This is a genomic window from Rhizobium sp. YTUHZ045, from assembly GCF_051124255.1.
In the GTDB taxonomy this organism is placed as follows: Bacteria; Pseudomonadota; Alphaproteobacteria; order Rhizobiales; family Rhizobiaceae; genus Rhizobium.
On the sequence record NZ_CP101432.1, the window covers coordinates 2,540,704 to 2,552,847 of the forward strand.

Sequence of the window (12,144 nt, forward strand, 5' to 3'; positions counted from 1 at the left end):
TGTTGTCTGGAAAAATCCCCGCCTCCAAGGACATTACGCGGTCACGGCGACATGGCAAGGAGGCTGGCGCTGAGCGCGCCCTCCGCCCGGGCGCCATCACAGCCTCCCTCCGACTTTTTCCAGAATGGCGGGGAGCTCCCCCGCCCCAGTCGCAACGGCGGCGGCTCCGGCGGCATCAAGCACAGCGAGGCGGCCCGGCCTCGGATCGGCCGGATCGACGAATCCGATGGCCGTCATGCCTGCGGCGATTGCTGCTGCCACACCATGAACGCTGTCGTCGATCATGATGCATCTGGCCGGCCGGGCCCGGAAACGCTCGGCACAATGCAGCAGCAGATCGGGCGCCGGCTTCGGCCGGGAGACGAATTCGGCGCTGAAGACGCCTTCCCCGAAGGCGCTCCAGAGATCGAGTTTGCCCAAGCTGTTGCGCAGCCGCCGCATCGTGCTGTTCGATGCGACGCATTTAGGGCGGTCGAGACTGTTGACGACCTCGGCAATGCCGGCAATGGGCGTCAGCGAGCGCGCGAATTCCTCGAATAGATGAAGATGCCACTTTTCGAACAACGTAGCGATATCGATGATCCCGTATTCGTGCCGGCACATCTCGGCGATGATGCTTTCCGAATTGCCGGTGAACTTGACATGAGCCTGCGCTGCGGTGATCGCAATGCCTGCGCCTTGGAGCGTTTCCGCCAGGGTACGGCTGGCAATCGGTTCGCTGTCGATCAGCACGCCGTCGCAATCGAAGATCACGAGATCGACGCTGTCCATGGTGCCTGACATGCCGGGATAATCGATGCGGCTATTGAGCATGCCTCACCCCCGCGCCTGCAAGGCGAGGTCCGGACGGTCCGTGGTTATCTGTCTGATCGGTTTGGCAAGCCAATATTCGAGATCGCTCATTTCGTTCGGAACCCAGGCCCCGAGCCGGTCGAGCGGCACGAGCCTGGTGATCTCCTCCCACTTCGCCTGAAGCAGCGACTTTTCGACGGCGATGATATCCGAATATTGCATCATCAGGCTGAGGCCGCTCGCAAGGCCGAGACGCTCGGCAGACTTGGCGTCGAAGGACGACAAGGTGCGAATACCAGGGGCGACCTTGCGAATATCTGCGAGCACGTCGGGATGAAAACTCGTCAGGATCGAGCGCTCCATAAGACCAAGCCGCTCGACGGCGGCGAATGCCTTGGCGGCGAGCCCCTCGTAAGGCGTCCCATCGGCGTGGGTCTTCAGTTCGATGTGAAGCTCGAGGGGCGCATTCTTGAAGACGGCGAGGACCTCTTCCAGGGTGGGGATCGCTTCCCCGTCACTGTCCTTGAGGCTGATTTCACGATGTTTTCCCGAGCCGAGATCGGCGACCGGCCCGCGCGCATCCGTTGTGCGCTCCAGCGTCGGGTCGTGAATGACGAGCATTTCGCCCGAACGCGTCAGGTGGATGTCGAACTCCACGCCGTCGACAGGCATCTGCGCGAGTTTGCGGAAGCCCGAGAGACTGTTCTCGGGCCAGAGATTGCGGCCGCCACGGTGGCCGATGATATGCACCATCGTCTGAATATCCTTGAGATGTCGCGTGTTACTTTCCGGAGTCCACCAGTCCCTTTGTGAACCAGCGTTGCATGAAGAGAATGACAGCCGCCGGCGGCAGCATGACGAGCAGCGCAGCGCTCATCGCAATGTTCCAGGCGGGCGCGGAGTCGGAGACCGGGACGAGCTGCTTCAGCCCGAGGACGGCCGTTCCCATCTCCTTGTCGGTGGTGAAGAGCAGCGGCCACAAATACTGGTTCCAGCCATAGAGAAACAGGATGATCGATAGCGCAGCGATATTGGCGCTCGACAGCGGCAGCAGGATATCCTTGAAGAACTTCAGAGGGCCGGCGCCGTCGAGCTTGGCCGCCTCGCAAAGTTCGTCGGGAACGGTCAGGAAAAACTGCCGGAACAGGAAGGTCGCCGAGGCGGAGGCGATCAGCGGCAGGATCAGGCCAGCATAGCTGTTGACCATGTTCCATTTCAACGAGGCTTCGATGCTGTATCCGGTCAGGTTTTCGACGATACCGGACAGGCCGATCGTGCCAGCCAGCCAGCGGATCGGCCCGGCCGCATCTGCGACCGCTTCATAGGTCGGAATGATGCGGACCTCGACCGGAAGCATCAGCGACACGAAGATCAGCCAGAACGCCGTCATGCGGAACGGGAAGCGGAAATAGGTGACGCCGAACGCGGCGATCAGCGAGATCGCCAGCTTGCCGACGACGATGCCGGCGGTGACGATGATCGAATTCAGGAACAGTTGGGAGAACTCGCCCTGTTGCCAGGCGGCGGCCAGGTTTTCGAAGAAATGCGAGCCCGGCACCACCGGGAACGGCGCCTGCTGAACCTCCTGCAAGGTCAGCGAGCCGGCGACGAAGGCGAAGTAGAGCGGCAGGCAGACAAAAACCGCGCCGATCAGCAATATGGCGTGGCAGAAGATCGAAAGACCGAGATGGCGTTCGGGCATGGCTACACCTGGTAATTGACCTTGCGCTCGAGCGCGCGGAATTGAACGATGGTGAAGAGGATGGCGATCAGCATCAAAAGCACGGATTGCGCGGCCGACGAGCCGAGGTCTAGCTGCACGAAACCATCCTGATACACCTTGTAGACCAGGCTGTTCGTCGCCCCGGCCGGGCCGCCGCGGGTGACCGCGTCGATAATGCCGAAGGTTTCAAACAGGCCGTAGACGAAGTTCATCACCACGAGGAAGAAGATCGTCGGCGAGATCAGCGGAAGTGAAATCGTGAAGAAGCGCCGGACGGGTCTTGCGCCGTCGAGCTTTGCCGCTTCCAGAAGCGAGACAGGCACGGCAAGCAATGCGGCGACGAGAAAGATGTAGTCGTAGCAGACATTCTTCCAGACAGAAGCGATGGTCACCAGCAGCTGCGCATCGAAAGGCCGCCGGTTCGGATCCCATTCGAAGCCGAACCCGTGCAGAAGCTGCGCGATCGGCCCAACCGCCGGATTGAACAGGAAGGCCCAGATCACGCCCGATATGACAGGCGCGATCGCATAGGGAAGCAGGATGATGCTCTTGTAGATCCCCCTGCCTCTGATCACGAAATCGGTCGCGAAAGCAAAGAGACCGGCAAGCAGAAGCGTCGCGCAGTTCTGTGCAACGGTGAACCAGAGCGTGAACAGCGCGCTGCCGCGATATTCCGGGCTGGCGAAGAGATTGTAGAAATTTGTCAGTCCGACGAAAATCTCGGTGCCGCCGAAGGGATCGACCTGAACGAAGGCCAGCGACAGCGCCTTGTAAGAGGGAATGAAAAAGAAGAACAGCAGGATCAGCAGCTGCGGCGCAACCAGGCCGAAGGCAAGCCACGGCTTGTTGAAGTGGGCGGACTTCAATCCGCCTTCCGACGGCTGCGCGACCGAGCGGCCCGTCGACAGAAGATCGGGGATGCGAAGGCGCCGGGCGGCGCCTTCCATCTTTCCCAAGGTTCTACTTTGCTGCATGAAGCTGCTCATACTGGCGAAGGATCTGGTTTCCGCGCGCCGCCGCCGCATCCAGCGCCTGTTGCGGGGTCTTCTGGCCGGTCCAGACACCCTGGATCTCTTCCACCAGAAGCGCCATCGACTGGTTATGATTGCCGAAGCGGAAGCCGCGCGAATTGTCTGTCGGGGTACCGCGCGTGAGCTGGAGAATGGCGATCTCGCGGGTCGGGTGGTCCTTGAAGTAGCCCTCGGACTTGGCCTGCTCATAGGCTGTGTTCGTCACCGGGACATAGCCTGTCTGCTTGCTCCACCAGACCTGCGTCTTCGGTGAGGCGACGAAGTTCAGGAAGGCCGCCGCGCCGGCATATTCTTCTTCCGACTTGCCTTTGAGAACCCAGAGGGCCCCGCCGCCAATGGTGCTGTTTTTCGGCTCGATGCCTTCCTCATGCGGCAGGAACGTTGCGCTCCAGTTGAATTTCGCGCCGCTCTCGACGGCGGCATGGGCCGCGGTGGAGGCCACATAGGTTGAGCAGGTCCCGGAGGTGAACAGCTGGTCTGGCGAGAGCCCCTGCCCGGCGATCTGCAGGATGCCGGCGTCCATCCACGTCTTGAGGCGTGTCACCTGACCGACCACCAATGGGCTCTTGTTGAAGATGAATTCGGTGTCGAGGCCGCCGAAGCCATTCGCCTTGGTGCCGTAAGGCTGGTCCTGGATCGCCGCATAGTTCTCGATCAGGCTCCAGTAGAAGTCGTTCGCAAGCGCCATCTGGCACTTCGAGACACCTTTCTCCTTGATAGCGCGCAGTTGCTTGTCGAGCTCCTGCCAGGTCTCGCCCGGCTTGTCGAAGCCGGCTGCCTTGAAGTGATCGGCATTGTACCAGAAGATCGGCGTTGAGCTGTTGAAGGGCATCGCCGCCGGCTTGCCGTCGACCAGATAGAAGCCCGCGACTGGCGCGACGAAATCATTCCAGTCGACCTTGTAGCCTTCCTTCTCCATCAGCTGCGGCACCGGAATGATGGCGCCGGAATTGTACATGGTGAGGAACCCGCGCTCGGCGGCCTGGATCAGCACCGGCTGCTGATGGACGCGGTAGGCGGCCACCATCGCCGCCATGGTCTCCTCGTAATTGCCTTTGCCGATGCCGACAACCTCGTATTTGTCCTGCGAGGCGTTGAAGTCCTTAATCAGCTGGGTGGTGATTTCGGCCAAGCGGCCGCCTGCCGCATTCCACCATTCGATCTTGACGCGATCGGCGGCGCTGGCGTGGCCTGCATTCGTCAGCCCGAGCCCCACCAGTGCAGCGCCCGCCGCGAATGACCGGATTGTCCGTCCGAAACGGGATCCTATCAAAGACATTGCCGTCATTTCGTTTTCCTCTCCATTGCCTTTGTTCGCCGACCGGTGCGTGGAGCGCCGGTCAACCCCTCCCAGAGCGGCGATAAAACAAGGTTGGGGTCACTTGTTACAAATGTCAATAGCGTGTTACAAATGTATGACGACCTCGGAGGAAGGCTACCATGGCGGCTATCGAACTGATCGACCTGAAGAAGAACTACGGACCGGTTCCCGCAGTGAAAGGCATCAATCTGACTGTCGCGGACGGCGAAATGATTGTGCTGGTCGGCCCATCAGGATGCGGAAAATCGACCTTGCTGCGGATGATTGCGGGCCTCGAAGCCATAAGCTCCGGGCACCTCAGGATATCAGGCAACGACGTTGGCCAGGTCGATCCGGCCGACCGCAACATCGCGATGGTCTTCCAGAACTACGCGCTCTATCCTCACATGACCGTTCGGCAGAATCTCGAATACGGACTCAAGAACCGCCGCGTTCCTCGCCACGAGATCGACCGGCGGATCGCTGACGCCGCCGACATTCTGGAAATCGGCGAATTTCTCGAGCGACGCCCCCGTCAGCTCTCAGGCGGACAGCGCCAACGCGTCGCCATGGGCCGCGCTATCGTCCGCGATCCTGCCGCCTTCCTCTTCGACGAACCCTTGTCCAATCTGGATGCGAAGCTTCGCGTGCAAATGCGCGTCGAAATTCGGAGGTTGCAGCGGCAGCTCAAGACGACCAGTCTCTATGTGACGCACGACCAGCTCGAGGCGATGACGCTCGCCGACAGGCTTGTCGTCATGAACGGCGGCCGAATCGAGCAGATCGGGACACCGATCGAGGTGTATCGCCGGCCCGAAACCGTCTTCGTTGCCGGCTTCATCGGTTCTCCGCCGATGAACCTGATCGAACTGGATGAACTCGGCCCCAGCGACCTCGCGCTTCCGAGAGACACGGATCTCGTCGGCATCAGACCCGGTTCGATCCACCTCGGCGCCGGATCGGCGCATGATCTCCGGTTCGATGCCCATGTCGAATTGATCGAAACCGTCGGCGATGAGAACAACGTGCATCTGCGCATCGACGAAAGCCGGAAGCGCATCGTCGCGAGCGTGCCTACTGATCGACATCTGCGGGAAAACGACCGCATTTCGTGTCATGTAGGCATGGAAGCTTTGCATCCCTTCAACAAGTCGACCGGCCGGAGAACCGACTGACAGGTGAAGCGGCTGACGACGGGCCCCTGCGATTGACAAGCTCCGGGGATTTGAGATCCATGGCGTCGAAGCGGAGGCGCAGATTATCGCATGTCACAGAACAGAAGTGCTTCTTCCGCGCCCGTAGCGCTCTCGGACGAGCAGATGCAGGTGCGCGTGGTCTGGCTCTATTACATGGAGGCACGCACGCAGGGCGAAATCGCAGAAGCGCTTTCGACCAACAGGCTTCGCGTCAACAAGATCATCGCCGAGGCGCGCCGGTCCGGCCTCGTGACGATCACTCTCAATTCCCGGCTGACCTCCTGCGTCGCCCTGGAACAGCAGTTGGCGGCGGAATTCTCGCTCAATCGCGCGATCATCGTACCGACACCGGAGGACGAGGAGCTCATTCCCGTCCTGCTCGGCCAGGCGGCCGCCGATTATCTCGTCCAGTTGCTGAACGCCGGCAATATCCGCGGCGTTGGCGTCGGGTGGGGAGCGACCCTCCGCGAAATGGTGCGACATATGCCCTCGCTCAGACGGCCTGACATCTGCGTCAATTCGGTCATGGGCGGGCTGACGCACGGCATCGAAATCAATACCTTTGACATTGCAAGCGACCTTGCCCGCCAGCTCAATGCGGAATGCTCCTATCTTGCTGCACCGATCTATGCCGGCAGCCCGGAATCGCGGACGGCGATCATCCGGCAGGATGTTTTTGAATCGGCCTTTCGACAGATCGAGACCAATGACGTCATCGTGCTCAGCATCGGCGACATGACCGAGCGTTCGCTGCTGATGCGCTACGGCTTGCCACGCAACATCAACATCGAGGAGTTGCTCGCAGCCGGTGCCTGTGGTGACGTGCTCGGCCAGTTCGTCGATAAGAAGGGGCAGCCGATCGACCATGCGATAAACAGGTGCGCGATCGCTCCAGAGCTGGAAGCGCTGCGCGCCATTCCCAATGTCGTCTTCGCGTCAGGCGGGCTGAACAAGGCGCAGGCAATCGCGGCCGTGCTGCTGTCCGGTCTCGGCAACGTGTTGATTTGCGATGAAGACACGGCACGGCAAGCACAACAGCTTGCTGGCGAGCTTAGGACGAGCGGAAGTTCGTAGAGCCGAACATGCACGGCATCGGTAGCCTAGTCTAAGACGCTCTGGCGCAACCCGCCGGGATCGAGAGAGGTTCCGCCGGCATTATCTTATCGACCGCATAAAGCTTGGCGAAACCGGCATCCTCGACAAGCGTCAGTCCCGCCGGCATCGAGCTGCCGACGTAGCGGTCAGGGATATCGGCATTGGCGACGAGGATGAAATCGAAACGCCTGCGCCAATCCGAAAGATAGGGCGTAAAGCCCTCATACTGCCGCATCATTGCCGGGCATGAAAGTACGCCGATCGACACCAGATTGCCCTCGGGAACCGCGATTTCCGACCACGGCGCCAGGACGGAAAGCGGCTGTTTGCCCTTTGCCGTGAAGAGCGTCGGCACGAAAGCATGCGACAAGGGCACGGCGAGCGTCGGCAGATGCCGGAAGGTATCCAATCCCCAGGCAAAGTGCCGATTGGGATGGGCAAGGCTGCTGACAGCCTCCGGTTCATGCCCCAGAGGCAGCACGGCAGCGTCGGCAGGCAGCTTTTTCAGCACAGCCTCGACAGCCGCGACATCTTTCTGCGCCAGCCACCAATTCCAGCCGATCCAGCCGGCTCGGCCGAACACCGCGAGATTGATGATCAGCGCCAGCGACAGCGCCTGCCGGCGTGTCAAATTGGCAAACGGGCACACCATCGCCATGGCGACGAGCGCCGTCATGATCGGAAAGCGCCAGCTGATCCAGCCGGTGCCGAGAGCGTGTCGCGGCGAAATACAGGAAAGAAGCAACAATCCGCAGGCGGTAACGACGAGCCCCGCATGCACCTGCATGTCCCCCGCACGTGCGGCCCGCGTGCAGATAAAGATCAGCGGCAGAATCAGCACGACGTCCACCAAGGGAACATAGGTCGTGATGGCGGAGACAAGGTTTATCAGGATCAGTATGAGGCCATCGTTCCAGGCAAGTCCAAGGCCGCTCCCGCCGCCATCCGGCAAGGCAGCAGTGCGGAGGTACAAAGCGAGTGGCGGCAGGGCGCAGGCACTGATCGCCAGCGTCAGACGGCCGGTGAGCCTCGCCAACCCCGCCTTCGATCGCAGTATGTCGATGCGCCAGGAAAATTCGAGGCCGCAGACGATCGCGATATAGAAGCCGAGCGAGAAGATGTGCATCACCGTCAGCAGCAGTGCGGCGGCGAGCCGCCAGGCAAAAATCCAGACTGGATTTCCACCCTGCAGCCGCAAGTCGATGCACGCGAAGAATAAGGCCATGCCAAGGCCGATCTGGAAATTGATGAAGCCGCCAACCATCGTGGCGCACCAGGCAAGCGACAGCATGGCGATCTGCCAATAGTGCCGGCCGCCGAACAGCGCGCGGTGCAACCCGATCGCACCGAGCGGCGGCAACACGATCGCCAGGAAAAGCAGAACCCGCGCCAACCTGTCTGCCCCGACGAGCGGCCCCAACCAGAGGGCCAGCAGGTCTATCCCGACATTGGTGAAGGTGCGGTTCCAGTCAACCGCATAGATCTCGGGAAAAGGCTGCTCGCCGATGCCGCCGGAAAGCAGCCAAATGCGGGCGTAATGATTGGCGTAATCGAGGATCGGCGGAAAAGGAAACAGCATGACCAGAGCCGCCGCAAATGCGACGAATAGGGCGATCGCAATGGTGGAATCCTGCCTGACCGTCGCTGCATCGGACCTGGCTGCGACCGCGTCGGACGTGGCGATCCGGTCCATTATCCGATCCGGCCGTTCTTTTGCGGGCGCGGCGGCTCGCCAGATGCCAGGAGCGCATCCAGCGCGGCGCGCTTATCGCCGGCGCTCATCTCCGAAAAAGCGGCCGGCAGCTCGGCATGCTCGCTTCCGCGCAGGATGGACTCGATCATGAATATCGGCCGCCTCTTGCTTTCCTGGACGAGACGGCCGAGATATTCGCCGATGATACCGATGCAGATCAGCTGGATGGCGCTGAACGCGCTAACGGCGGCCATGATGGACGACCAGCCGGTGACCGTCTCGCCCTGTAGCCAGCGAACGAAGGTATAGACGAGCAGCGCCATCGCGATGCTGGCGCTGATCATGCCGAGCCAGGTGGCGATGCGCAGCGGCGTCGTCGAAAAGCTGGTGATCGCATCCAGCGCGAAATTGATCATCTTGCGCAGCGGATATTTCGTGGTGCCGGCAAAACGCGCGTCCCGCTCGTAAGGCAGAGCCACCTGCCGCCCGCCGATCCAGCTCACCATGCCGCGGATGAAGCGGTCGCGCTCCGGCATCGCCAGCAGGATATCGACGACGCGCCGGCGCATCAGCCGGAAATCACCAGTGTCGCGCGGAATGGTCACGGAAGCGAGCCTGGAAAGCGCGCGATAGAACAGCGAAGCGGTGGCGAGCTTGAACCAGGTTTCACCTTCGCGGCGCGTTCGCTGGCCGTAGACGACGTCGGCGCCGCGCTCCATGATCGGCATCATCATCAACAGCAGCTCGGGCGGATCCTGAAGATCGGCGTCGATCAGAAGAACGCGCTCGCCTCGCGAAGCCGAAAGGCCCGCCGTCGACGCCAGCTGGTGGCCGTGGTTGCGCAGGAGACGCACACCGAGCACCTGCGGCACTTTTGCCGCGAGATCCGAAATGATCTCCCAGGTGCCGTCGGACGAGCCGTCATCGACGAGGATAATCTCGAATGCATCGCCGGCAACGCTCTGGGCAGCGGCGGCCGCGCGGCGGCAGAATTCACGCAGACCCTCTTCCTCGTTGTGACAAGGCGCGACGATGGAGAGAAACGGTGCTTGCGTCATGCGGACGGCGGTGCCTGCTTGATGGATGGCGCCAGCCTAGCCGGGAAACGTCAAGCATCCTTTAATACGCGCTTTGGTCGCAGCCGCCGGCGTCTATTCCGCTGCCACCATCTCGCGCACGCCGTCGATATCGCGGGCCGGCGAAGCGCCGTAGAGGCGGCTGTATTCGCGGCTGAATTGCGAGGGACTTTGATAGCCGACGCGATGGCCGGCCGTGCCAGCGTCGAGCCGCTCGATGAGCATCAGCCGGCGTGCCTCATGCAGGCGAAGCTGCTTCTGATACTGCACCGGCGTCATCGCCGTCACCGACTTGAAGTGATGATGGAAGGACGACACGCTCATATTGACGCGCTCGGCGAGGTCTTCGATGCGCAGCGGCCGCGCGAAATTCTCCTTCAGCCATGCGACGGCGCGGGCGATCCTGTTGCTGTGACTGTCTGCCGTGGCGATGTTGATCAGCCGGGCTCCATGCGGCCCGGTCAGCACCCGGTAAAGGATTTCCTGCTCGATCAGCGGCGCCATGGCGGGAATGTCGCCTGGACGATCAAGCAAACGCAGCAGGCGGACGGCGGCATCCATGAGTTCCGGCGGCGCGACGCTCACCACCATTCCGCGCTGCCCGTCGGTATGGGCGGCCGGGCGCGGAACATCGATGCGACTGAGCAGCTCCAGCAGCTGTTCGGAATCAATCGCCATCCCGAGACAGAGATGTGGCACCTCGGGACTTGCCTCCGTAACCCGCCAAGCGACCGGCAGATCGAGCGAGGTCAAGAGATAATCGCCGGTGCCGTAGCTGATCATTTCCGTGCCGAGCTGCAGGCTTTTGGCCCCCTGCAGCACGAAGGCGAAGCAGGGTCGGTAGCTGCTGTGCAAGGGATCGCTGGGCTTCGACCTGCGGCTGATATGAAGATTGCCGATAGCGGTCGAGAACTCGCCGTCTCTGGGCGCAAAGCGCATCGCGAGTTCGACGATCTCCTGATAGGGGCTGAAAGGCAAGGTCATCGGCAACTCTTTCTGTCAACTATTCGACGCCAGCGGCACTGCCCTTATCTAGAGTGCCTGGACCATTTCTCAAACAGGCAGGTGCCCCACTTTTGCAGGATCGTGCAAAAAGCTGAGAGGATCGCTCTAACCCTCTCCCACCATTCCAGGCAATAGTTCGCCATCCCGCTCAACCCCCTCCCGAAAATGAAAAGGAAGGTTCCCATGCCTATCGCAAGAGGCTATGCCGCAACTGACGCTTCCAAGCCGCTGACCCCTTTCACCTTCGAACGCCGCGACCCCAGGCCCGACGATGTCGTCATCGACATCAAGTTTGCAGGCATCTGCCATTCGGATATTCACACCGTCCGCAACGAATGGAAGAACGCCGTCTATCCGATCGTGCCCGGCCATGAGATCGCCGGTATCGTTTCCGCCGTCGGCTCCGCCGTCACCAAGTTCAAGGTCGGCGACCGCGTCGGCGTCGGCTGCTTCGTCGATTCCTGCATCGGCTGCGCCGAGCGCGACCTCGACCGCGAACAGTACATGCCGGGTCTCAGCGGCACCTACAATGATTTCGAAGCCGACGGCAAGACGCGCACCCAGGGCGGCTACTCCGACTCGATCGTTGTCAAGGAAGGCTACGTCATGTCCATCCCGGACAACCTTCCGCTCGACGCCTCCGCACCGCTGCTCTGCGCCGGCATCACCCTCTACTCACCGCTGCGCCACTGGAACGCCGGCCCCGGCAAGAAGGTCGCGATCGTCGGCATGGGCGGCCTTGGGCACATGGGCGTCAAGCTGGGTTCGGCGATGGGCGCCGACATCACCGTTCTCTCCCAGACCCTTTCCAAGAAGGAAGACGGTCTGAAGCTCGGCGCCAAGGAATATTACGCCACCAACGACCCGGAAACCTTCACCAAGCTCGCCGGTACCTTCGACCTGATCATCTGCACTGTCAGCGCCGAGATCGACTGGAACGCCTATCTCGGCCTTCTGAAAGTGGACGGCTCCTTCGTCGTCGTCGGCGCGCCCGAAAACCCGATCCCTGTGCACGCCTTCTCGATCATTCCCGGCCGCAAGAGCATTTCCGGTTCGATGATCGGCTCGATCAAGGAAACCCAGGAAATGCTCGATTTCTGCGGCAAGCACAACATCGTCTCCGAGATCGAGAAGATCAACATCGACCAGGTCAACGAAGCCTATGAACGCGTCCTGAAAAGCGACGTCCGCTACCGCTTCGTCATCGACATCGCCTCGCTGGCGGCCTGAGGA

11 protein-coding genes are annotated in these 12,144 nt (G+C 61.4%); 3 read left to right on the plus strand and 8 right to left on the minus strand.

The window, feature by feature from the left end:
- Positions 1-96 precede the first annotated feature (96 nt).
- Genes NMA58_RS12895 through NMA58_RS12915 form a run of 5 tightly spaced genes read right to left on the minus strand, consistent with a single transcriptional unit; the run spans position 97 to position 4,834 of the window.
- Complete coding sequence (locus tag NMA58_RS12895) at positions 97-813, minus strand: HAD-IA family hydrolase (RefSeq protein WP_434710403.1); 717 nt, start codon at positions 811-813, stop codon at positions 97-99.
- Between the two features lie 3 nt (positions 814-816).
- Positions 817-1,545: a glycerophosphodiester phosphodiesterase family protein gene (locus NMA58_RS12900; protein WP_430958386.1), complete on the minus strand. Its 729-nt coding sequence runs from the start codon at positions 1,543-1,545 to the stop codon at positions 817-819.
- A 28-nt stretch (positions 1,546-1,573) separates the two neighbouring features.
- Complete coding sequence (locus NMA58_RS12905; RefSeq protein WP_097598029.1) at positions 1,574-2,494, minus strand: ABC transporter permease subunit; 921 nt, start codon at positions 2,492-2,494, stop codon at positions 1,574-1,576.
- A 2-nt stretch (positions 2,495-2,496) separates the two neighbouring features.
- Complete coding sequence (locus tag NMA58_RS12910; protein ID WP_434713417.1) at positions 2,497-3,462, minus strand: ABC transporter permease subunit; 966 nt, start codon at positions 3,460-3,462, stop codon at positions 2,497-2,499.
- A gap of 13 nt (positions 3,463-3,475) precedes the next feature.
- A complete protein-coding gene (locus NMA58_RS12915) occupies positions 3,476-4,834 on the minus strand; it encodes an extracellular solute-binding protein (protein ID WP_434710406.1) in 1,359 nt (452 codons plus the stop codon).
- A 152-nt stretch (positions 4,835-4,986) separates the two neighbouring features.
- Between NMA58_RS12915 and NMA58_RS12920 the strand changes: the two genes are divergently transcribed.
- Together NMA58_RS12920 and NMA58_RS12925 are read left to right on the plus strand one after the other, a co-directional pair.
- The gene (locus tag NMA58_RS12920; protein WP_430958384.1) at positions 4,987-6,021 is read left to right on the plus strand and encodes a sn-glycerol-3-phosphate import ATP-binding protein UgpC; all 1,035 of its coding nucleotides are present in this window, start codon (positions 4,987-4,989) and stop codon (positions 6,019-6,021) included.
- Between the two features lie 90 nt (positions 6,022-6,111).
- Complete coding sequence (locus tag NMA58_RS12925) at positions 6,112-7,116, plus strand: sugar-binding transcriptional regulator (protein ID WP_430958383.1); 1,005 nt, start codon at positions 6,112-6,114, stop codon at positions 7,114-7,116.
- 31 nt (positions 7,117-7,147) lie between these two features.
- Here NMA58_RS12925 and NMA58_RS12930 read toward each other — a convergent pair whose 3' ends face one another.
- The 3 genes from NMA58_RS12930 to NMA58_RS12940 form a co-directional block, all read right to left on the minus strand.
- On the minus strand, positions 7,148-8,830 hold the full coding sequence (locus NMA58_RS12930) for a hypothetical protein (RefSeq protein WP_434710408.1): 1,683 nt from the start codon (positions 8,828-8,830) through the stop codon (positions 7,148-7,150).
- A complete protein-coding gene (locus NMA58_RS12935; RefSeq protein WP_434710410.1) occupies positions 8,830-9,888 on the minus strand; it encodes a glycosyltransferase family 2 protein in 1,059 nt (352 codons plus the stop codon). Before NMA58_RS12935 ends, NMA58_RS12930 begins: the two co-directional genes overlap by 1 nt.
- Before the next feature lie 93 nt (positions 9,889-9,981).
- On the minus strand, positions 9,982-10,890 hold the full coding sequence (locus tag NMA58_RS12940) for an AraC family transcriptional regulator N-terminal domain-containing protein (RefSeq protein WP_434710412.1): 909 nt from the start codon (positions 10,888-10,890) through the stop codon (positions 9,982-9,984).
- 204 nt (positions 10,891-11,094) lie between these two features.
- Here NMA58_RS12940 and NMA58_RS12945 point away from each other — a divergent pair, with 204 nt between their 5' ends.
- Positions 11,095-12,141: an NAD(P)-dependent alcohol dehydrogenase gene (locus NMA58_RS12945; protein WP_434710414.1), complete on the plus strand. Its 1,047-nt coding sequence runs from the start codon at positions 11,095-11,097 to the stop codon at positions 12,139-12,141.
- Positions 12,142-12,144: the final 3 nt, after the last annotated feature.